The 23,436-nt window shown below is 38.3% G+C and carries 15 protein-coding genes and 1 pseudogene; all 16 read left to right on the top strand.

The genetic code is table 11. The annotated features are described in order from the left end of the window. Nucleotides 1-59: 59 nt before the first annotated feature. The 16 genes and pseudogenes from JEU79_RS16450 (at nucleotide 60) to JEU79_RS16375 (ending at nucleotide 23,423) form a co-directional block, all read left to right on the top strand. Nucleotides 60-761 (top strand): energy transducer TonB, encoded by a 702-nt coding sequence (locus JEU79_RS16450; RefSeq protein ID WP_198264969.1) that lies wholly within the window; start codon nucleotides 60-62, stop codon nucleotides 759-761. A 131-nt stretch (nucleotides 762-892) separates the two neighbouring features. Next, entirely contained in the window at nucleotides 893-2,017 is a 1,125-nt protein-coding gene (locus tag JEU79_RS16445; RefSeq protein WP_214660607.1) for a tetratricopeptide repeat protein, read from the top strand. 75 nt (nucleotides 2,018-2,092) lie between these two features. Next, complete coding sequence (locus JEU79_RS16440) at nucleotides 2,093-2,869, top strand: IS4 family transposase (protein WP_198264967.1); 777 nt, start codon at nucleotides 2,093-2,095, stop codon at nucleotides 2,867-2,869. A gap of 45 nt (nucleotides 2,870-2,914) precedes the next feature. After that, nucleotides 2,915-3,292 (top strand): transposase, encoded by a 378-nt coding sequence (locus JEU79_RS16435; protein WP_198266049.1) that lies wholly within the window; start codon nucleotides 2,915-2,917, stop codon nucleotides 3,290-3,292. 113 nt (nucleotides 3,293-3,405) lie between these two features. Beyond that, the gene (locus JEU79_RS16430; protein ID WP_198264966.1) at nucleotides 3,406-5,697 is read left to right on the top strand and encodes a GGDEF/EAL domain-containing response regulator; all 2,292 of its coding nucleotides are present in this window, start codon (nucleotides 3,406-3,408) and stop codon (nucleotides 5,695-5,697) included. Then, nucleotides 5,690-7,426, top strand: coding sequence for a hybrid sensor histidine kinase/response regulator (locus JEU79_RS16425; RefSeq protein WP_198264965.1), 1,737 nt, complete (start codon nucleotides 5,690-5,692; stop codon nucleotides 7,424-7,426). The genes JEU79_RS16430 and JEU79_RS16425 overlap by 8 nt, the downstream gene beginning before the upstream one ends. Before the next feature lie 63 nt (nucleotides 7,427-7,489). Beyond that, nucleotides 7,490-8,386 (top strand): sensor histidine kinase, encoded by an 897-nt coding sequence (locus tag JEU79_RS16420; RefSeq protein ID WP_198264964.1) that lies wholly within the window; start codon nucleotides 7,490-7,492, stop codon nucleotides 8,384-8,386. A 10-nt stretch (nucleotides 8,387-8,396) separates the two neighbouring features. Then, nucleotides 8,397-8,981, top strand: a complete 585-nt coding sequence (locus JEU79_RS16415) for a response regulator (protein ID WP_198264963.1) — start codon at nucleotides 8,397-8,399, stop codon at nucleotides 8,979-8,981. A gap of 63 nt (nucleotides 8,982-9,044) precedes the next feature. Then, nucleotides 9,045-10,203 (top strand): annotated as a pseudogene (locus tag JEU79_RS16410) (IS3 family transposase). Nucleotides 10,204-10,516: 313 nt separating this feature from the next. After that, entirely contained in the window at nucleotides 10,517-11,800 is a 1,284-nt protein-coding gene (locus JEU79_RS16405; RefSeq protein ID WP_198264962.1) for a non-ribosomal peptide synthetase, read from the top strand. After that, nucleotides 11,793-12,020 (top strand): hypothetical protein, encoded by a 228-nt coding sequence (locus JEU79_RS16400; protein WP_198264961.1) that lies wholly within the window; start codon nucleotides 11,793-11,795, stop codon nucleotides 12,018-12,020. The genes JEU79_RS16405 and JEU79_RS16400 overlap by 8 nt, the downstream gene beginning before the upstream one ends. A 410-nt stretch (nucleotides 12,021-12,430) precedes the next feature. Further along, entirely contained in the window at nucleotides 12,431-17,944 is a 5,514-nt protein-coding gene (locus JEU79_RS16395) for a trifunctional serine/threonine-protein kinase/ATP-binding protein/sensor histidine kinase (RefSeq protein WP_198264960.1), read from the top strand. Nucleotides 17,945-18,102: 158 nt separating this feature from the next. After that, entirely contained in the window at nucleotides 18,103-20,181 is a 2,079-nt protein-coding gene (locus JEU79_RS16390; protein WP_198264959.1) for a TonB-dependent receptor, read from the top strand. Nucleotides 20,182-20,234: 53 nt separating this feature from the next. Continuing rightward, complete coding sequence (locus JEU79_RS16385; RefSeq protein WP_198264958.1) at nucleotides 20,235-21,428, top strand: MFS transporter; 1,194 nt, start codon at nucleotides 20,235-20,237, stop codon at nucleotides 21,426-21,428. Between the two features lie 390 nt (nucleotides 21,429-21,818). Continuing rightward, nucleotides 21,819-22,814: an IS30 family transposase gene (locus tag JEU79_RS16380; RefSeq protein WP_198263143.1), complete on the top strand. Its 996-nt coding sequence runs from the start codon at nucleotides 21,819-21,821 to the stop codon at nucleotides 22,812-22,814. Between the two features lie 57 nt (nucleotides 22,815-22,871). Continuing rightward, nucleotides 22,872-23,423: a Kazal-type serine protease inhibitor family protein gene (locus tag JEU79_RS16375; RefSeq protein WP_198264957.1), complete on the top strand. Its 552-nt coding sequence runs from the start codon at nucleotides 22,872-22,874 to the stop codon at nucleotides 23,421-23,423. Nucleotides 23,424-23,436 lie beyond the last annotated feature (13 nt).

The raw sequence follows: 23,436 nt of genomic DNA, 5'->3' as shown, positions 1-23,436 counted from the left end.
ACGCTAACTCTTTTGGTGGGCAGTGCCCATCCTATATATTGTATTAATAAAACATAACTATGCCAATCATACGCTACTTCAGCACCTTTGTTATTGGTGCCTTATTTACCTTACTTTTGTTTGTTGTGATGCAAAAAATGCTGACATTTAAGCAAGTAGAAAAACAGAGTACGATAAGCTTAAACGGGCTGGATTTTGTCCGCCTGATCCGTGAGCAGACGACAGAAAAAAAGCCGCAGCAAGTGCAGCCTCCCAAACAACCCGACTTGCCTGATAATCGACCACCAGCACCTAAACTTCCCCCGCTACAGGTGATGAAACCACAACTTGCGCCTATTGTTTCCCCTATGCCAAAAATTAAGACACAACTGAACCTGAATGAGGCACTTTATTTAGGTGACTTTACACCGAATCAAACTTTAGCAACCCCTATTAGCAATGAGAGCAAAGCTATCATCAATAAATCTATCATCAACGAAATTATGCTTGATGAAGAAGTGGTGGCCTTGGTTCGAATTGCTCCGATTTATCCTTCCCGAGCGGCTAGAATTGGTATTGAGGGTTGGGTGAAAATGGAAATATTAATTAATCAATCGGGACGAGTTGAAAGCGTTAAGGTGTTAGCAGCAAAACCTGAAAATATTTTTAATCGTGCGGCCATTAAAGCAATGAAACGCTGGCGTTTTCGTCCTAAAATAGTTGCTGGTAAGGCTGTCTCTAGAACAGCACAACAGCAAATTAATTTTAAACTAAGCAAATGAGCATACACAGAATCATAGCGCAATTGAAAGCACTAATCATACTCATTAGTCTAATCATTTTTTCTTGCAATCTTTATGCAAGTGGCACGCTAACGGAACGCCATTATAAAAAGCTCCAGTCAATCCATAAAATGATTGAAAAAAATCAACTGACTCAAGCCAACAAACAACTGGAACAATTTTTAGCGAGTAAGCATAATGCCTATACTCAGGCAATTTTCTTGCAAACTGCCGCACAGCTTGCAATACAAAGAGAGCAATATTATTCTGCTATTACTTATTTAGAACAAGCCAATGCCCTTAAGGTTTTACCCAATTTTATCAGTCGTAATATCCGCTACAATTTGTCACAATTGTATTTACAAGAAAACAAACTTAAGAAGAGTCTACAAGCACTAAAGGGCTGGCTGGCTTTAAGCAAGGGAAAAATTACTGTGCAGCAACATATTTTTGCTGCGACGGTATTTTCTCAAGACAAGCAATATAAGTCAGCAATTAAGCATGTGAATCAAGCCATTAAAGCACAGAAAAAGAGCCGACTGGCAATACCAAAATCCTGGTATCAATTATCCATTTCTTTATATTTACAACAAAAAAACTATCATCAGGCAATTAAATTGTATCAAGTTCTAATAAAAAATTATCCACCGAATAAAGCAGACTGGCAGCAATTATCGGGACTTTATATGCAAACTCAGCAACCCAGGCTGGCGTTATCAGTGCTGGAGTTGGCTAACAAACAGCAGATACTCAATGTGGAGGAAGATTATCTTCGCTTGTTTAATTTATATTTATACGTTGATTCACCATTTCATGCCGCAGAATTATTACAATCCAGTTTACTATCAGGTGCTATAAAGGCAAATAAAGAAAATCAGCTCAAATTAGTGGATGCCTGGATTATGGCTCAGGAATATGATCAGGCAATCAAAACATTGCAAAAAATTGCTCAACTAGAGCCTAAAAATGGTCAATATGTATTTAAAATAGGACGCCTACTAATGGAACAAGGTAAGTGGCAAGCGGCCTATGAGAAATTTGAACTTGCCCAAACAAAAAAATTAAGCTCAAAAGGGCATGCTTATTTACTACAGGGAATTAGTGCTTACTATGCCAAAGAGCCCAAAAAAGCACAGCAAGCATTAAAGAAAGCATTAGGATATAAAAAATACCAGAAAAAAGCAGATAGTTGGTTGGAACAAGTTAGCTATATTACCCCTGAGTTATCCCCACGAATTTTTTTAGTAACTCGTTGAAATTTTAGAAATTGATCGACTTTCATGGCGAACTATGATCAAATTAGTTCACCACAAAGCAATTTGGAGAACGCCATGAAAGCAACACAATTATTACATAAAAAATTATTATCTGCATGCCCTGATATGCATAAAATCAGATTAAAGGCACTCATCGCAGGTGTTAATTCAGCAATATCTGAGCATCAGGTAACAGTGACTGGCTTGGGCAGAAACTTGAGGGCTCATTCAAAAACGAAAACAAAGCATGATATCAAAAGAATGGACAGATTAATTGGCAATATACACCTGCACAATGAACGTAAAGATCTCTATCAGTATTTGACATTGCAATTGGTTGGTGAACAAAAGCACCCTGTTCTTATAGCTGATTGGTCGCCAATACCAGGTAGTGAAATTTTTCAACTACTCAGAATATCCATACCAATGGGTGGTCGTTCACTTACTATTTATGAAGAATGTTTCGAAGAAAAGAAATTGAATAATACTCAGGTTCATAATACTTTTCTGGATGAACTTGAAGCAATATTGCCAGAGGGTTGCCAACCCATTATCTTATCCGATGCAATTTTTAAAACACCCTGGTTTGAAACAATTGAAGCAAAGGGATGGTTTTGGGTTGGTCGAGTTCGGGGCAATGTACAGATCTCATTAGAGGGTGAAAAATTTGAAGGTTGTACTACTATAATGAAGCAAGCGACCACAACGCCAACAGGATTAGGTACGATCTTCTATAGCAAAAGCACAGCATTTCCTTGTGAGGGTACTTTATTTCATGGGACTGAAAAGGAAAACATAAAAAGAAAAACGTGGAGGAATTTCTCAAGATGCAAAGAGCCTTTACTATTCTAAAAAGCAAAACAACCCTGGCTATTAGTTTCTCATTTACCTAAAGAAATCAACAAGCCAAAGAAAGTCGTTAGGCTGTATAAATTTCGCATGCAAATTGAAGAAGGTTTCAGAGATACAAAAAATCAACAGTATGGTATTGGTCTTGCACAAGCAAAATCTAAATCTGCAAAGCGATATAATAATTTATTATTAGTCGCAGCACTGACACAGTTTTTACTTTGGTGTATTGGCAAAGTTGCTGTGAATAAAAAATATCACTATGACTTACAAGCCAATACAATCAGGCATAGAACTGTGCTTTCTAACGTTTATATTGGGATTCAAATTATTCGAGATAAACGGTATAAAATTAAAAAGAAGGAAATTAAAATGGTTTTTGAAAATATTTCAAATTTTACGCAACAAGTTGTTGACATTTGTTAAAAAATTCGTGGGGATCCCTCAGATATTACCCACTAAACTTGTGGGAAATTGAATGTGTGACTATACTTGAAAAATATGAACTTAGCATAAAAATGGACGATATGGGTTAAGCAATGCTGATAGAAAATAAGAATATACTGCTTATAGATGATGAAAAATATTTTCGCGATAGTATTCGCTTTTTTCTTGAAGATTGCGATTTTAATATCAAAGAAGCAGAAAATGGTCGTATCGGTACAGAGATGATTCTCCAACATCAGCCAGACTTGATTCTGATGGATCTCTATATGCCGGAAATGACGGGTTTAGAGGTATTGAGTTGGGTAAAAGCGCATAAAATTGAAATTCCGATAATAATTATCTCCGGTGCAGGTGTTATCAGTGATGTAGCAGAAGCCCTGCGTCAGGGAGCATGGGACTATATCTTCAAGCCGATTGAAGACCTGTCTGTTTTAGAGTATGCAGTTAATAAGGCCCTTGAACGGGTAGAGCTATTAAATAAAACGCGTCACTATCAGACTCACCTTGAGGAAGAAGTTGAAAAAAGAACCCTGGCATTAAAACAAGTTAATGCCACCTTGCTGGACAATCAAAAGCATATAAAACGAGCAAATTTAGAAGAACAAGTTGTCTCTCAACTGTTAAAGTTGAGCTTACAATCTAAAGATGAAAATGAGTTTTTATTAGCTTCAATCAAAGCCATGGTGGAGCAATTTTCCTGTAATCAGCAAAGCATTGAAGGGGCTTTATTCACCCAATCGAACAAAGAAAAAACCATGGAATTAGCCTATGGTTGTCATCTTTCTGAAGCGCATCAACAGCAATGTAAAAATCCGGCTTTTGCTCAGGAATTATTCCATCAATATCATGCATCCAAACAGAAATCTTTACTCGAAAATCATAAGACTGAACATCATTTTTGTGTTGCCCCAGCCTATTTAAAAGGTGCTGTATTTGCTCTGATTATTATTTATTATCCCCCTAATTGTCAGGTAGAAGAAAATGAAAAGTCCTTTATGTCGAGAATCTCAGATATTTTAAGTATGGGACTGGCAAAGTTTGATGCTGAAAAAGAAATTCAATATTTAGCCTATCATGATTCCTTAACGGGTTTACCTAATCGTTCAATGTTATTACGTCGTTTAGAACAAGATATCACCATTACTGTGCGCCATGGCTGGCATGGTGCATTGATATTTGTTGACCTTGACCGTTTTAAAAATCTCAATGATGCACTGGGTCATATTATTGGTGATGAATTACTAATACAAGTGGGTAAGCGCTTGCAAAACTTAATGCGCTCAGAAGATATGATTGCCCGTATTGGCGGTGATGAATTTGTGATATTGCTTTTAGAACAACAAGAATCTGTTGATGTTGCAGCACAGAATGCACAAATGATAGCGAAAAAAATCAGTGATGTAATATCTCGACCTTATGTGCTTAAACTACATGATTACTTTATGACTGCCAGCCTTGGCATTAGTTTTTTTCCTGAAGATGGCGATAGTGCTACTGACTTATTGAAACATGCTGATACAGCCATGTACCGCGCTAAAACTCAAGGAGGCAATGACTGCCAGTTTTATCTGCCAGATATGCAAAAAGCTGTAGATGAACGTTTAAGAATTGAAAAAGATGTACGTCAGGCACTAATAAAAAATGAAATGATGCTTTACTATCAGCCTCAAGTCATGATGGCTGATAATAAAATCATCGGTGCAGAAGCATTGTTGCGTTGGCAACACCCCGAGCGTGGTTGGGTGTCGCCTGCTGATTTTATTCCAATTGCAGAAGAAACAGGCTTGATTCTAGATATTGGCGAGTGGGTATTAGAAACCTCAATAGAGCAAATAAAGCAATGGTACGATCAGAAATTATTAAACGATAATGATCAATTTGCAGTCAATGTAAGCCCATTGCAATTTAGACATAAAAATTTTGTTACTTTGGTAAAAGGAATTATTAAGAAAGTTAAATTACCCCCTTCATTATTGAAGATAGAGTTAACAGAAGGGACGGTTATTGAAAATATTGATGATATTATCAAAAAAATGCAACAACTAAAAATCATGGGGATTAATTTTTCATTGGATGATTTTGGTACAGGCTATTCATCGCTGAGTTATTTGACAAAATTACCCATCGATCAGTTAAAAATTGATCGCTCATTTGTTAAGGATATTAGTACTGACAGTAATGATGAAGCCATTGTGGAAATGATTATTTCGATGGGCAATCATTTGGAACTTGATGTTATCGCCGAGGGAGTGGAATCAAAAGAAGAACTTGAACTATTACAAGCCAAAGGGTGTCTCTCATATCAGGGATATTATTATAGTCCAGCAGTCAATGCTCAGACGTTTAAAGAAATGTTAAACAATCGACAACAAGAACATGACTAGAGAGAAAATATTGGTTGTTGATGATGACCATGAATTATGGACAGCTTATAAAACAGTTCTGACGCCTGCACCTCTGCCTAAAACAGACTTAAATCAATTAATAGACCTCTTTGATGATGATACTGATGAAAAAGACAATGACGAAGATGTGCTGAAGCCGAATGATCATATCGCAGATTATGATTTAAGCTTTTTTTCTCAGGGTGAAAATGCCTATAAAGAGGTACTTGAAAAAAAATCCTTATCTCAGTTTTATGCAGTGGCTTTTATTGATATTAGGATGCCTCCGGGATGGGATGGTATCGAAACAGCAAAAAAAATACGTGAACTTGATCCCGATATAGAAATTGTCATAGTCACAGCCTATGCTGATGTTTCACGGAGTCATATTGTCAATAAAATTGGCCATCCAGAAAAACTACTCTACCTAAGAAAGCCTTTTGATAATGATGAGTTGGCGCAAATTGCACTGCAACTAACCACTAAATGGCAACTCTATAAACAAGAACAGCAACAACAAGGTGCAATAAAAAGACTGTTAAATGAAAACCTGAAAATGAGGAAATACCTCGATGGTATGATTAACTCAATGCCATCAATGTTGATTGGAGTAACCGGTGAAGGGTGGATCACACACTGGAATACTCAAACTGAAATTTTTACAGGACTCAGTTATGAAAGCGTGTTCAAACAACCCATAGAACAAGTTCTACCTGTTTTAGAAGGTATCAATGACTTGATTTATCGTGCTGTCATTCGTTCTACGACTGAAACAAAAGAAAAATTTAACTTTCACTTTCATGATAAATCCATTCTCTGTGATATTATTATTTATCCTATTTCTATCACTGAAGAATCCAGTATATTAAAGAATAGTGCTGTTATTCGTATTGATGATATTAGTGAGAGAGTTAAGTTGGAAGAAGCCTTATTGCAAACGGATAAAATGCTTATGGTCGGTGGTCTGGCCGCAGGCATGGCACATGAAATTAATACCCCCTTGGGTAGTATTATGCAAAATGCTCAGGTGATCACAAACCGGGTTGCAGTGGATAACAAAAAAAATCAACAACAAGCAGAAGCCTGTAATGTCACGATGGAAATTATTCATGACTATCTACAACAGCGTGGCATCATCCAATTGCTTGATGGTATCAGAGAATGTGGTGGTCGTACGTCCAAGTTAGTAAAGAGTATGCTCAGCTTCAGCCATCAAAGTAGTTCAACGATGGTAGAAAAATTATCAGACTTGATTGATGAAGCCATTAATTTATCAATGAATGATTATGATATGAAAAAAAATTATCATTTTCGAGATTTTGATATACAGACTCAATATGATACTGAAATGGAAGCAATAGCCTGCAAAAAAACCAAGTTGGAACAGGTTATTATGAACTTGCTAAGAAATGCCGCACAGTCCATGAAAGATATGCCAGAGTCACATCAGTCTAAAATTCATATCAGGCTCTATCAGGAAAATAATCATGCTTGTATAGAAATAAAAGATAATGGCCCCGGTATCAGTGATGAAAATAAAAAAAGAATTTTCGAACCCTTTTTTACCACAAAAGAAGTGGGTATTGGTACAGGAATTGGGCTTTCGTTATCTTATTTTATTGTAACCAAAGATCATAATGGTTCGATTCAAGTGGTATCGGAACTTGGAAAAGGAACTTGTTTTACCATTAAAATTCCGTATGCGAATAAAAACATAGATTATAAATAAATAGCATTAGGATAGGATTTATTATCTTCATATTTTTGGAAACTATGGGCAAGCAAAAAGACTATGGAAAATAAAAATAATAGTGACTATGAAAACGTAAAGACTCAAGTCGAGCAATTAAGTATGGAACTTGAGGAAGCAAAAAATACGCTTTTACAACAAGAATACGAAGCCGGAATCGCTGAGCTATCAGTGGGTGTTTTACATAATATTGGTAATACCCTAACACCATCAAAAATTGCAGTATCGATGCTCTTGCAACGCTTAGATAAAAGCCCCTTACGTAATCATCTAAGAAAAATATTACAACCCTTAGAAATAGCTATTCCTGATTGTCCACTAGCAGAAGACGAAAAACAAAAATTACTAAAAATCATTAAAGTCTTACCGGATGGTTTAGAAGAAGAATATGCACAAAACATCAGTGATGTAGAAAATATTAGAGACAAGCAGGAACATATTGCCAGTATCATAGCCTTACACATGCGTTATTCACATTTAAAAGCCGATCTTTGTGATGTGAACATCTCACGTATAATTGATGACGCAATTAGTATGCAAAGTGAGTCAATTAAACGTCGTAATATTGAAGTTGTGAAAGAAATAGCAGAAGTGCCTTACCTGAAAATACAAGAATCAAAGTTATTACAAGTTCTGGTCAACTTATTAAAAAATGCTTATGAAGCCATTGATGCTAATCCTCAGAGTGACAAGCACATTCTGTTGAAGGCCTATGTCGAGAAGCAGAATGTTATTATTACAATAAAAGACAGTGGTCTAGGCTTTGACCCAGCGATGAAAGCACGATTTTTTGATTTTGGCTATACATCTAAAAAAGATGGTTCAGGTTTTGGCCTGCATTTTTGTGCCAGTTTTCTAACCAGCATTGGCGGTGAGATTAAAGCGACAAGTGTTGGTGAAGGTAAAGGCGCGCAATTTACTATTGTATTACCGGTATAAAGGAAAAACCATGCCTTATAATAATCGTGTATTAATCATTGATGACGACCCCAATATATTGAGTATCTTTGAATCAATATTAAGTCCAAAAAAATCATCTGCTAAAGAGTCTACTTTAAGTCTATTGAATGACTTATTGAGTGATGATATCACTGATGTAGATGAGCCGGAAAAACGTATTTTTGATGTGGATACAGCCAGCCAGGGTGAACAAGGTTACAAAATGGTTAAACAAGCTATTGCGGAAGGACGACCCTATAGCGTGTTATTTTCTGATATGCGTATGCCCCCGGGTTGGGATGGTATAAAAACAGTGCGTGAGGTGCGCAACATTGACCCCACAATTGAAATTATTATAGTCACTGCGTATTCAGATGCACCAGTATCAGATATTGTGAAACAAGTTGGATTTACCGATCGCTTATTGTACTTGAAAAAACCATTTGATGACGAGGAAGTCTTACAATTGGCTGATTCTCTCTCGATGCGTTGGAATCTTGAAATTAAAGTAAAAGGCATGGTCAAAATTCTCGAAGGCATGATCGATAGTTTCTTTAAACTAAAAACAGCCTTTTATATGACTGAAGAAATTTAATGTGGCTATACTTAACCGGACACACAACTTAAAATAACTAAAAGATAAAAAGTGTGACCTAAAATGAATGATCAAACAAAAAAACCGAATAAAAGCTATACATCAGAATTTAAAGAATCAGCTGTCAAATTAGCTAATGAGACGGATCAACCCGTTTCTCAGACTGCCAGGGAGCTAGGTGTTAATGTAAATACTCTACATACCTGGATCAGTAAATATTCCAAACCGGTGAAGACGGTAGCCAATAGAAGTGATGAACACATTTATGATGAAGTAAAACGTCTGAAAAAGAATTGGCAAAAGTGATTCAGGAGCGTGATTTATTAAAAGGCCACAGCGTACTTTGCAAGGGAAACTTTGTGAAGTACGCATGGATAACTGATCAGGCTAAAGATTACCCGGTAACGATTCTGTGCCGTTTTATGGATGTTTCCCGTAGTTGCTATTATGATTGGGTTAGCTCTCCTAAAACGGATAGAGAGAAAGAAAATGAAGCGCTTACTGAGCAGCTAAAAAACTGTTTGAAGACAGTCGCAAGACTTATGGAACCCGTCGTCTTAAAAAGAAAACTGGCTGAAAAAGGCGTTCATATAAGCCGCCGGAGAATTGGTCGATTAATGAAAAAGCCGGTTTGTTTTGTAAAACGAAGAGACGCTTTAAAGCGACGACTAATTCCAAGCATAATAAGCGTATATCTCCAAATTTACTGGAAAGAGAGTTTACTGTCTCTCAACCTGATCGCTACTATGTGGGTGATATTACCTATATTGCCACCAAGGAAGGCTGGTTATATTTAGCGGTTGTCATTGACTTATTCTCTAGGCAAATTGTTGGCTGGTCGATGGATGAGCGAATGAAAGCCAAGCTAGTCAATGATGCTTTACTGATGGCCATATGGAAGCGTAAACCAATGGATGGATTGCTTTGGCATACTGACCGAGGTAGCCAATATGCCTCTGATAGTCATAGAAAAATATTGTCGGATCATAACATAATTCAGTCTATGAGCCGCAAAGGAAATTGCTGGGACAATGCTGTATCAGAGAGCTTCTTTCATAGTTTGAAAACTGAATTGACGCACCATTGTCGATTCAAAACCAGAGTAGAAGCAAAGCAGGCAATATTTGAATATATTGAGGTATTTTATAATCGGGAGCGACTTCATTCGGCTAATGATTATTTGTCACCAGTCGATTATGAAATACAGCAGGAAATAGCTTAAATCGATTGATTGAAGAGGGGTAAAAGGCGACATAAATGCCGCCCATTACCGTTGACGGCCATCGGCTCCTCAGCCTGTGCCGTGAAGATATTGTAACAGGATCATTACCGTTGTGAAAATACCTTGGGTGAATGGAACGGCTCTATCGTTCCAGAGGGCAAAGCCCTTTCTCTTCATCTGTTTAAAGTTAACATGAGAAACTAAAATGATAGGAAATACAAAATGACAAAAATCACTTGAAACAGCCAAAAAAATATTTAGAAAACTGTCCGGAAAAGTGTTGACACATCAGTAATAAAAAAGGGTAAAACAAATGAGTATACTCGAATATCGATATGACCGTGAAATTATTATAGGCACACAAACTATCTTTCCAGAGTTAATAGAATACAATTTATTTGCTTATCCTAATATTATTGATTGCCGTGTACTTGCTAAAGAATGTCATGAAAGTGGGCGGCAGCTTGTGGCTTACATTGTTTTAGATGCTGAATTTATTGCAAATGATTTGCGCCAATATCTCAAATCTTGTTTGCCAAATAGCATATTGCCGGAAGCATATATCGCTATTACTAATATGCCATTAACAGAGTCTGGACAAATAGATGACAAGCAGTTGTTACCGCTTGTTGTTGTAAATAAGCAATTGCTCGAATCATGGAGTCATGAACTAGAAGACACGCCTGAACTATTAGATTATTCAGTGCTTGCACAATATAAAGACTATCAATGTGAACCACTGCATCTATCACACTTATGTCCAGTTTGGAAAACAGAAATGTCCCAGGAAGATATTGATGATATTGATTACGAAGAGGGAGAGAAAACTGATGTCATTGCATTAAGTGAAGGAGAATTATTATTAACTAATGAGTCTCATTTACCAATGACATTATCGGAGGGTTTATTTGCAGCACAAAAACATTCGGATAGTGGGATTATTTTCGTGCAACAAGATGGCTCTGATGTTTTTCAAAGCTATAATGAACTACTGATAAAAGCAAAAACGGTTGTCTCTGGGCTACAAAAAGAAGGTCTTAAGGCAAATGATGTTGTTATTTTGCAATTGGCAACGCTGGAAGATTTTTTTCCTGTTTTTTGGGGATGTATACTTGCTGGGGTTACGCCACTTACCGTTGCTATAGCGCCGACCTATGAATCAAAGAATGGTGTGCTGGAAAAGCTTTACAATGCCGCATTACTATTAAAGCAGCCACCGATAATTTATAGCGAACAATTAGCGGATTTAAATGAAGAAGAACAGTTAGAGCTATTCTTGAATCATGCACAATTAGCAAGTCGTTTGTTACCGGATACTTCGATTGAGCAGTTGCGCCATTATCTGACTATGTTTAAGGCAAATCAGAGTGCAATGTTTACCTATCAAACAAAGCGGTATCAAGGCGATATTTTGTATTTTCGAGCCTTGAGCCGAGATGAACTTAATCCTGCTAATCCGGAGTCAAGCTGGATGCAATTAGCAATGAATGACTTTGAATTAATTGATGTTGTCGGTAATCATCTCACCATGATGCAGGCTCCTAATGTAGAACTTATTGCTAAACGGCTTCAAGATATAATAAATAATATTGATTAAGCTTTATATGGGCTTAAATACCTTTGATAGTGCAGCGACGGAGTTTATCATACGCTCCGCTCAAGGCAATCTGCGATTATGTCGTAATCTCTGTTATGGCAGTCTGATTGAAGCTTGTAGTGAAGGCAAGCGGAACGTTTCGATTCAGCATGTCAATAATATCTTAATTCAACCTCACTGGCGCTCTCATGAAGAACTCATCAAGCAACAGGTGAATTAGCCAATCCCATTTATTTTATAATTATCTCTTCTTAGCTTAATCACGCACTGAAATCATTATTTTACTAAAAAAAGACGATGATAATTTGGTGTGCACTATAATGCAGTTTGGTTGAACGTATAATTTTAGTGTGGCTAGGGGAAAATATCTTATGATGGGAGTGTGGGAAAATGAAGTGATTTTAGCCAAATCGTATGATGAATAATTTGGGAAATTGTACGATGGGAGTCTTGTGCGCTACAATATACTCACTTCAATACTTATATGGTTGCTTTTCAACTAGAAAGAATCTTAGCAATATGATTACTACTTTGCTGTAAGCATTGAAATTGGCTTGATTTGTTCTATAATTTCAAAGTATTCCATCAGTTTTTCTAGCCAATCACTTCATAAATTTAGAAGATATTTTTTTGAGCGAAATTTTACCCCCTCAACTCACAGGTTATGATATCAACGAAGCCCTCTATGAAGGGGCTAAAAGTATGGTGTATCGTGGTGTGAGACAAAGCGATCAGTGTCCGGTCATTGTTAAGTTCCTGAAACGTGATCAGCCCAGCCACAATGAGTTGCTCAACTTCTGTCACCAATATAACCTGCTTAAAGAAATACAACTGGATGGTGTTGTAAGACCGCTGGCAATGGAGTCCTGGCAGGACAAGCTGGCACTGGTGATGCCGGATAGCCAGTCGTTAGACCTAAAACGCTATGCTGATGCTCAGCCTTTAAATATTGATGTGTTTTTAAATATTGCCTGCCAATTGGCCAATATTTTGGAACAACTACATGAACTTGGTATAACCCATAGAGATATTAAACCAGGCAATATTATTATTCAGCCTCAAAGCCTGCAAATAGCTCTTATTGATTTTAGTATTGCTTCTGTCTTGAATACTGAGAACCAGAGCTTGCAAAATCCTGATGAGCTTTCCGGCACCCTTAGCTACCTGTCTCCGGAACAGACCGGACGAATGAATCGTGGTGTTGATTATCGCACGGATTTTTATTCCCTTGGGGTCACGTTTTATGAATTATTAAGTGCTCAATTACCCTTTTATTCAGAAGATACAATGGAATTGGTACATTGTCATTTGGCAAAAGAACCCGAGTCTTTGTTGGTACTTCACTCAGAAATTCCTCCCGCCATTAATGAAATAGTAAAAAAACTGATGGCGAAAAATGCCGAGGAGCGCTATCAAAGTGGAGAGGGTTTGATGGCCGATTTACAATACTGCCAACAACTTTGGCAAGAAAAGGGGGCGATCCCTTCTTTTACCCTGGGTCAGACCGATGTTGCTCGGCACTTCCAATTAAATTCTAAGCTTTATGGTCGCTTTGATGAAGTGAAATCCTTTCTCGGGGCATTTGAACGGGTGTTCGAAGGAAATATGGAGGCTATATTCATCCGTGGACTATCGGGTGTGGGTAAAACAGCGCTGGTTAATGAAGTTCATAAGCCTATGACGCGCAGTCGAGGCTATTTTATTAAGGGTAAATTTGATCAACTCAAACGAGATACACCTTTTTCAGCCCTGAGTCAGGCCTTAGGCTGTCTCATTAAGCAGTTATTGGCTGAAAATAGTGACCAGCAACAAGTCTGGAAGATGCAGATTCAACAAGTACTGGGTACTCAGGGGCAATTATTGGTGGATATTGTCCCTGAGTTGGAGCAACTCATTGGTCCACAAGTTGGGGTTGAAGAATTATCCGGTGTGGCATCGACTTATCGTTTTCATCATTTATTCCAACAGTTTTTACAGATATTCACGACCCAGGCGCATCCTTTAATTTTATTTCTTGATGATTTGCAATGGATAGACTCTGCCACCTTACAGCTATTATCCGTTATATTGAATTATCGGTCTGATCCACAGTTGGATTGTGCCCATCAGTCCTTATTGTTTATCGGTGCCTACCGGGATAATGAAATCCCGGCGGAGCATCCATTACATTTGACTCTGGACAGTTTAATTCAAAGTGGTTTGCCAATAAATCACTTGCTTCTGAAGGCCTTGAGTGAAACCGATTTGAACGACATGCTAATGGATGCCTGTCTCTGTCAGAGTGATTATGCTCAGCCATTAACACAAGTGGTGTACAAAAAAACCCAGGGCAACCCATTTTTTGTTCATCAGTTCATGCAACAGGTAAAGGATGAGAGCTTACTGAGTTATGACTTTAAGCAGGAACATTGGATTTATGAACTGGAATCCATTGTGCAATTGGCTGCCAGTGAAAACGTCGTGGAATTTGTGGCTACCCGCCTGCGTTGTTTAGAACCGGCTATTATAAATATTCTCAGTTATGCTGCTTGTTTTGGTCATCAATTTGATTTGGCCACATTAGCAAAAGTGACTGACAGCACTGTGAGTCAATGTCTTAAAAACTGTTGGCAGGGAGTTAAGGCTAAGCTACTAATTCCCGTGGGCGATGACTATAAACTAGTGCCAGATATTGATTTGCAGAGTGCTCAGGATGACCACCGGGAAGACGATATAAAAGGGCTTCATCTGCGTTTTGATTTTGCCCATGATCGCATTCAGCAGGCAGCTTATTCCTTGCTCCCCGAAGTACAGAAAGCCCAAATTCATTTTGATATTGGTTGTTCGCTTAAACAGCAAAAGCAACACCAACAGCAGGATAAGATTGGCTGGTTATTTAATGTGGTTAATCAGTTGAATTTGGCTCAGCATCTAGTGATCGTATCAACAGAACGTATTGAGTTGGCGACATTAAATTATCAGGCCGGTCAAGCTGCCCGGCGCTCAACTGCTTATGACTCCGCAGGGCAATATATTAAAGCGGGGTTATCTTTGCTGGAGACTGAGACCTGCTGGCAGACGGATTATACCTTGGCACTGGGTTTGTATGATGAAGCTATCGAAGTCGCTTTCTTATTAGGTGATTATCAAGTACAGCAGCAAAGGGCTGAGATTTTATTTGCGCAGAGCAAAACGCTCACTGATACGATAAAGGCTCATCAATTGCATTGTCTGAGTCTGATTGCACAAAATGATCTCAAAGCGGCGATCCAATATGCATTGCCAATGTTAAAGCAATGTGGTTTTGAATTTCCAGCACAAGCGACGAGTGATGATTTTCAAGCTGAACTGATGAAAACACAGGCGATGCTGAAGGGGAATAGCACAGCCTCTTTAATTAATTTGCCAGCGATGACAGAGACCATGATTTTATCTGGAATGGGCTTATTGGATAAGCTGAATCAGGCTTTTTATATGATTAGTCCCGTTATCTTTGCTCTGACGGTGTTTAAACGTGTTCAGTTTGCCATTCAGTATGGTAATGCGCCAGAGATGTTGTCTACTTATGCGGCTTATGGCAATATTTTATCCAGCAAACTCAATGATATTAATGCGGGTTATGAGTTTGGTCTGTTGGCCTTAGCCTTATTAGACAAACTACAAGCGACTTCTCAAAAATCTAAGACTTGGACCGTTGTTTATGGCAATCAGTTTTATAAGCAAGCCCTTAGAGAGAGTATAGAACCTTTAAAAGAAGCATCTCTCAGTGGTTTGGAGGTAGGCGATTTATTTTTTTCGGCGACAGGCGCCTGGTGGGCATCTACCCATGCCTTTTTTGCAGGAGAAGAGCTTTCTGTATTGGAAAGGCAATTGATGAATTATGAGCAGTTTATTGCCAGCCTACATCAGGATCTGCCTTTAAATTATACTCAGATGTTACATCAGGTTACATTGAACTTAATGGGGGCGCAAGAAAATGCAATCGCTTTGCAGGGAGAGCTTTATGATGAACAGGTCAGTTTACTCCAATATCAAAAAATGGGTAATCGAACTGCAATTTGTTTTTTAAAGTTATATCAATCCATACTGGCCTTTGTATTTTTTGATATCCAAAGAGCATATACAGTTATTAATCAGGCAGTGGAATATAAGGATGCCTTAAGCAGTAACATCTTTGTTCCTGAATTAAATTTTTATGAGTCATTGATACGTTTAGCGCATTATTCGGAGCAAACACTGGAAGAGCAAGCTTTTACCCTGAAACAAGTCATAGACAACCAAACAAAAATGAGTTTTTGGAAGCAGTATGCACCCATGAACTTTGCGCATAAATGGGCATTGGTAGAAGCAGAATTTTATCGGGTGCAGGGTGATTTTTTTAGCGCAGAAGATTATTACGATGATGCGATAAATTATGCTATAGAAAATAAGTTTGTACAAGAAGAGGCATTGGCCTGTGAATTGAGCGCTCGATTTTATTTGCAACGTAATAAAACCATTATTGCCCAAGCTTATATGATGAAAGCCTATTATACCTGGGCACGATGGGGAGCCAAGGCTAAAACAGAACAGTTAGAAAAAGAATATCCACAGTTATTGAATAAGCTTAGTAAGTCAAAGCCGGATACGAGTGGAAGTATTCGCACCGTCAGTTCTACTTCAAGCCTCAAAAATGAGACATCCGTTGGTATGGATCTGGATACCGTGATGAAATTTGCCCATAGCTTATCCAGTGAATTAAGCCTGTCGAGTGTGTTGGACCGACTATTGAGTACGGTGATGGAAAATGCGGGTGCTCAGCGTACGATATTATTACTTAAAGAATCGACTGAAAGCTCTAACCATCTATCAAAGTGGCATATTGCGGGTGAATGCCGCATGGATAATCGCACTCGACAAATTTTACACAATACGCCATTGAGTGAATATCAGGAAATACCTAAAACCTTATTACAACATGTGATTAAAGTGAAAAAAGGTATTGCGCTGGATGATGCTCGTGAAGCTTATCAAGCTTTTTATGACGATCCTTATTTTGTCCAGGATAGAGAGCAGCAATCTATATTATGTCAGCCTGTACTTACCAAAGGAAAATTAACGGGACTATTGTATTTGGAAAACAAACTTGCCACCCACGTTTTTCATCAGAGTCGTCAGCAACTCATGCAGATGATGGCAGCACAGGCAGCCATTTCGCTGGAGAATGCTTTATTATATGAAAATTTAGAAGATAAAGTTAAAGAGCGTACTCATGAGTTAAAAAATGCTCAGGCACAATTATTACAACAAGCGCGGGAATCGGGACAGGCTGAAATTGCCATTGAAGTGATGCACAATATTGGCAATGCTTTGACTCCGTTGAAAACCAAGACAGAACAAACCTATAGTGCTATGCATAATAGTGAACTGGTAAATAAAGCACCAAAATTGATGCAAAAGTTGGCTGATGCGCTAGCGACACATAATGGCCTTGAAGAATCAGAGCGCATGAAGTTGACTAAAATCACCTCCATGTTACCGAATATTATGGCAACAGAATATCAAAGTCACGCAGATAATTTGGAACAAGCCTGTAATACCATTCGGCGTATTGAAGAGTTTATTCACTTGCAGTCAAAATATACGACTGTTAAACCGATGAATGATTATTTGGATGTCAATGAACTGCTCAATGATGCCCTGAAAATGTTAGATAATATACTACGTTCAGAGCATATTGAGGTGCAATTACAATGTACTGATTTACCCAAATTGTATGCTGAAGAATATCAGTTGATGCAGATTATACTCAGTGTTGTTAAAAATGCCTGTGAGGCAATGAATGGCATTGCCATAGAGCAGCGTCAAATACGTATCAGTACTTACCTTGAGAAGGGAGGTACTGAGACTGCAGTCGGTTCATCAGAGGCGATTGTTTTATGTGTTCAGGATAATGGCATTGGTTTTGCTCCGGAACTAAAAGAACGGATTTTTGCCGGTGATTATGCTAATGAAAAAAAACAAGAACGGCGAAATACTACACCTTCTTCAATTACTTCAGGTTTTAATCTACACGCCTGCGCCAATTACCTCATTGCACATGATGGTAGCATCTCGGCACAAAGTGAAGGTGTGGGTAAAGGCGCAGTGTTTACCATTAAGCTGGGGGTCAAAAACAAGGTATAAATTTAAGTTGAAGAATCAGAACGTATCTAAAAATTACTTTTTTACATCGGCCTTGAATTGTAGAAAATTGTCATCTAATCTTAATGACAGAGCATCATGTGCCTTGGCCAGAACTGTAAAGCATCGCTGCAAACATCGTTAGTAAAATTGAGGTTGAAATGAAGTTAAGTTATTTATTATCTACTTTCCTTGTGCTTTATCCCATCGTTAATATCGCCGCCGATCAGGCTTATCAATTAGAAGACATCACCGTTTCAGCGACCCGAATGGGTGAAACGGACTTACAAACAACAGCGATATCAATAACGACGTTTGATGAAGAACAGTTATCGAGCAGAAATATCCGTGATGTCAAAGGCTTAGCGAATGCAACGCCTAATTTAAATATTTCTCAAAATGTGGAGTATTCGCAAATTTATATCCGGGGTGTGGGCACGAATAATGTCTTCCCCGGTGGTGAAGCCAGTAGTACGATTCACTATGATGATGTCTATCTTTCCCGCCCCATGATGATGTTCAGCAATTTTATTGATGTGGAACAGGTTGAGGTGTTGCGCGGCCCACAGGGCACACTCTATGGTCGAAATTCTGTAGGGGGAACCATTAATATCAAGCCTTATCTACCGACGAATGAACGTCGTATTAAAGCCAGTGTTGATGTGGGTAATTATGATACTTATCGCTTTTCTGGTGCGGCCAGTGGCGCATTAATTGAAGACAAGTTGATGGCAGGCATATCCTTTATCACCAATGATAGTGATGGATATGTAAAAAATCTGGGTACGGGAGGTGCTAGTCAATCGAATTTTAACGATGAGAATGACTATGGTCTTAGAGGTACTTTACGCTGGTTATTAACGGATTCTGCAGAATTTATTTTAAGCTCGGATTATTATAAAAAAGATGACTCGGGTCAGCAACGCAAACCCACGTATCGTCTAGCCGATGGTACTATGACCAATGCATCTACCTATATTAGTGATCCGTTTAAAATTAATCCTAATTTCAATCCAGAGAACAAACTAAATAACTGGGGTGTACACGGTAAGTTTATCTGGGATATCTCAGATGATTACCAGTTTAAATCTATTTCGGCCTATAGGGGGTCTGATTGGAAATTACGTGTCGACTCGGACTATACGGAATTTGTCAGAAATGATGTGTTATTAAAAGAAGATCAAACTCAGTTTTCACAAGAGTTTCAATTGATTAAGAAAACCGGTATTTTCACTTGGCAGGCGGGTCTGTATTATTTTAAGGAAGACAATGAGTATTTTACTGAAAGTAAGTTATTATTTATTCCTTTGTCTTTGAAGTTTGAAGGGGATACCGATACCACTTCCTATGCTACCTATTTTCAGGGTAATTACGCGATGACTGAGCGCCTGTCGCTCATTTTAGGCGGTCGTTATACCCGTGAAGAAAAGAAAATTAAAGGTACTAGCTTTTTTGGCGGTGCAGGTAAAAATAAAATTACCGAGTCAGAATTCACTCCTAAAATAGGCCTGGACTTTTATATGACCGAAGATGTATTTTTCTTTGGTTCAATCTCAGAAGGCTTTAAGAGCGGGGGTTTTAATTTTACTTCACCGATTGCTGTGTCTGATTTTAAACCTGAATATTTAACGGCCTATGAGATGGGCATGAAATCCAATTGGCTGGATAACAAGCTGAGATTTAATACCAGTTTATTTTATTATGATTATACTGATCTTCAGGTGCAGTCGTTTGAAAATAGTGTCATTGTGGTTAAAAATGCTGCCAGTGCTGATATTAATGGTGCAGAGTTTGAAGTCTCTTATCTGCCTACGGCTAATTGGCAGCTTGATGCTGGTATTGCCTGGCTTGATGCTACTTATGATAAGTTTTTGGATAATGATGATATTTCCGGCAACTATCTCAATGCGGCACCAGAGTGGACGACCGATTTCACGCTACGTTATTTTCAAAATATGAGTACCGGTACGATTGTTTATCGTGTAAATTATTATTGGCAGGATGATGTGTTTTATACTGCGGATAATAATTCCCTCAAAGGCCAATCTGATTATGATTTAGTGAACGCCAGTGTCAGTCTAGTCACTTATGATGACAAGCTAACGTTGACTTTATATGGTGATAATTTAACCGATGAAGATTATTTTAATGGTACCGTTGATTTTGATACTCAAAATGGCATAGCAGGAAATATCATGCCGCCCAGAACTTATGGTATCAAAGCAAGCTATAGTTTTTAAGGCTGAGCTCAGCAATGAATTTAAATGCCTTCATGGAAATACATTAACCTCCGATGAATACTATTCAACAAGGCTCTGGTCAAAAATACATAATAAAAAACCCCACTCTGTGGGCATTAACGATTATCGTCGGCCTTTCCTGCGCGACTTATATGCCCAGTATTGTCTCCATTTTACCCGTAATGGCCAGGGAATTTGAAGGCGTAGAGAATATCGATTTTTGGATAAAATTATTGGTTACTATGCCGGGTTTTGTAGCTGCTATGGTGGCACCAATAGTTGGTCGCTGGTTAAATCTGTATGGTAAAAAAAATATCTTTATCGCCTCTATTTTGGGTCTCAGTGTCATTGGTTTCGTGCCCTATTTTCTTGATTCAATCTATTTAATATTTGCCTCACGCTGTTTTTTAGGCTTTGTCCAAGCTGGTATTATTACTTCAACAACGGCATTAATCGCCAGTAATACGATAGGGCAGCAACGAGCAAAAATGATGGGCTATCATGCCAGTGCGTATGGCTTTGGACCTATTATAGGTTTACTGGTGATCGGTTATTTAGGCGATTATGGTTGGCGTTCTGCGTTTTATATTTTCTTGTTTCCGGTGTTATTATTACCCTTTATTATCAAATATATTCAACCGATTGATTTAAACGACCCAAAGCCTATTCCTGATTCTGCACAAACGGAACAGTCGATATTTAAAGCTTATCCTAAACTTTATTTTATTTATTTTATGACCTTTGTTACGGTGATACTTACCTTTATGACAGTGCTTCATTTGCCCTTTTATCTGACTTCTTTGGGCAATATTCAGCCCTCAGATATTGGTTTGGCAATTGCCTGTTGGACTGGTTTCAAAGGGACATCGGCACTATTATACAAACAGGCTAAGTTCAGGCTGAATTTTAATCAGGTCTTTGCGTTGGCATTTTTTATTTTAGGCATTGGTTTTATGGGGATCTGGTTTACTCATTCATACTATCAAGTGCTAATTGCCTTAACAATAATAGGTATAGGAACAGGTCTATTATTGCCGAATATTAACACCTGGTTAGCTGAAATTGTGCCAGAGCATGATCGTGGCCGTGCTTTAGGTTGGATCGTCACCTTTATGGGGCTGGGTCAATTTCTTTGCCCGATTATTACCCAACCGCTGATCAATCTATTTGGTTTACCGCAAACCTTTGCCAGTTTTGGTCTGCTTTTGATGGCTTCAGCATTTTTTCTCTATAAAAAAGCACTTTAGAATACCAGGCATCGCTATTATCCCCCTGCTGCTTTATTGTTATAAACTATCTTAAATCATTTATATCCATAAGTTGCTTAAACTGCCATATTGATATTCGTACATTTAATGTGTAAAATAAAATAAATTTAACAAAGGAATTGAAAACTTAGATTCAACTCATAAGTGCAACACTATTTGGTTGTATTTGTGATATTTGCTGGTTTATCGCTGGCTCATGAAATTCCCGGGGTGGCCGAGCGTAGCGATGGCCACCCCGGGAATTTCATGAGCCAGCGACGCGCCTGACGGCGCTACTAAAAAAATCATAAGTACAGCAATGATTTGCTCGAAAAAATGGCCAATTGCTTGTAAAATCGGCCATTTTCTCCTGCAAGAGTAAAGTGACTTATGAGAACTTACAAGCAATTGACACAAGAACAAAGATACTACATTTCGACTGAGATTAAAAATGGCATTTCCCAGTCTAAAATTGCTCAGGCGATTGAGGTGAGTAAATCTACTATATGCCGTGAAATTAAACGCAACGCTGGTTTACGTGGCTATCGATTTAAGCAAGCTCAAGAAAAAGCCGTTAAGCGTCGCTACAATGCTTCTAAAGCAATTAAAATGACGGATGACATGATTGCCCTTATTGATGAAAAGCTTTCACAGCACCAGTGGAGTCCTGAACAGATATCAGGTTGGTTACTGAATGACAAAATGCTACTTCTTAGCCATGAACGTATTTATCAACACATATGGGATGATAAGAAGCAAGGTGGTGATTTACATCAGTATTTAAGGCGTCAGGGAAAGAAATACCAAAAGCGTGGTAGTAACGGTAAAAGCAGTCGAGGACAAATAATTAATCGAATTTCCATTGATGACCGTCCTAAGATTGTTGATGATAAACGTCGTGTTGGTGACTGGGAAATTGATACAGTGATCGGTAAAGGACACAGTGGTGCTCTGGTCACGATTGTAGAAAGAAAAACGCTTTACACATTAGTAGCAAGAGTGAATGGCAAACAGGCTGATTGGGTGACACAAGCAACAATACAATTGCTTAAACCCTTTAAAGACAGGCTTCATAGTATTACCGCAGACAATGGTAAAGAGTTTGCTTATCATGAGCAGGTAAGCAAAGCTCTTGATACAGCATTTTATTTTGCCCACCCTTATTCTTCATGGGAGCGAGGGTTAAATGAAAATACTAATGGACTGATTAGACAATATTTTCCTAAAGATACAGACTTTAAAGAAGTGACTGATAAAGAGGTTTACAACATGATGGAAAAACTTAATAATAGACCTAGAAAGGCACTCGGCTTTCAAACACCATTCCAGGCAATGAAAAAATCATTTGCAAGAACTGGAATTTCCTGCGTTGCACTTCAGAGTTGAATCCGCGAAATGAAAAAATGCTTATTTGTGTGCTTAACAATTTATTTTGGGATGCTAGTGAGTTTTACCACTGTTTCAGCCGATGGCATGGAAGAAACTATTGTAAAAAAAGCAGGAAACAGCAGTAAAACAACGTGCCCTCAAGAGCGCCCAATGATGTGTACTATGGATTATATGCCGGTGTGTGGTGTGAATATTGAAGGGCAGAGTAAAACCTATGCGAATGGCTGTGGCGCATGTTCTGATGTGAGTGTTGTTTCTTATACGCCAGCGGCTTGCCCTGAACGTATTCTGTCAGCAGCAGAAGTGACCAAATTATTTTCTGATAAAACCTATCAAGTTGAAATTCCCTCGCGAAAAATAACCATGACAGTCTATGCAGCTCCCAATGGTACGACACGGGGTATGCAAGGTGAGCATAAATTTACTTCGCATTGGGAAGTCAACGATAAGGGTGAAGTGTGTATTAGCTATAAAGATAAAATGAAGTGTCGGCAGATCATGTTGCAAGAAGGTGTGTATAAAAAGTTTAAAGTGAATGAACAAGGTGAGAGGGTGGTATTGGTTGTTTATCATTCCTTTGTCGATGGTAATGTGCATCATTATTAATGCCTGAATATTA

This window comes from sulfur-oxidizing endosymbiont of Gigantopelta aegis (assembly GCF_016097415.1).
GTDB lineage: Bacteria > Pseudomonadota > Gammaproteobacteria > GRL18 > GRL18 > GRL18.
The sequence above is the reverse complement of the archived record's forward strand: the minus strand, read 5'-3'. Positions and strand labels throughout refer to the sequence as shown.

What these genes read in the sequence shown, in the direction of transcription:
- JEU79_RS16450 (WP_198264969.1), top strand. Translation starts at nt 60, where the DNA reads ATGCCAATCATACGCTACTTCAGCACCTTTGTTATTGGTGCCTTATTT.
- JEU79_RS16445 (WP_214660607.1), top strand. Translation starts at nt 893, where the DNA reads ATGATTGAAAAAAATCAACTGACTCAAGCCAACAAACAACTGGAACAA.
- JEU79_RS16440 (WP_198264967.1), top strand. Translation starts at nt 2,093, where the DNA reads ATGAAAGCAACACAATTATTACATAAAAAATTATTATCTGCATGCCCT.
- JEU79_RS16430 (WP_198264966.1), top strand. Translation starts at nt 3,406, where the DNA reads ATGCTGATAGAAAATAAGAATATACTGCTTATAGATGATGAAAAATAT.
- JEU79_RS16425 (WP_198264965.1), top strand. Translation starts at nt 5,690, where the DNA reads ATGACTAGAGAGAAAATATTGGTTGTTGATGATGACCATGAATTATGG.
- JEU79_RS16420 (WP_198264964.1), top strand. Translation starts at nt 7,490, where the DNA reads ATGGAAAATAAAAATAATAGTGACTATGAAAACGTAAAGACTCAAGTC.
- JEU79_RS16415 (WP_198264963.1), top strand. Translation starts at nt 8,397, where the DNA reads ATGCCTTATAATAATCGTGTATTAATCATTGATGACGACCCCAATATA.
- JEU79_RS16405 (WP_198264962.1), top strand. Translation starts at nt 10,517, where the DNA reads ATGAGTATACTCGAATATCGATATGACCGTGAAATTATTATAGGCACA.
- JEU79_RS16390 (WP_198264959.1), top strand. Translation starts at nt 18,103, where the DNA reads ATGAAGTTAAGTTATTTATTATCTACTTTCCTTGTGCTTTATCCCATC.
- JEU79_RS16385 (WP_198264958.1), top strand. Translation starts at nt 20,235, where the DNA reads ATGAATACTATTCAACAAGGCTCTGGTCAAAAATACATAATAAAAAAC.
- JEU79_RS16380 (WP_198263143.1), top strand. Translation starts at nt 21,819, where the DNA reads ATGAGAACTTACAAGCAATTGACACAAGAACAAAGATACTACATTTCG.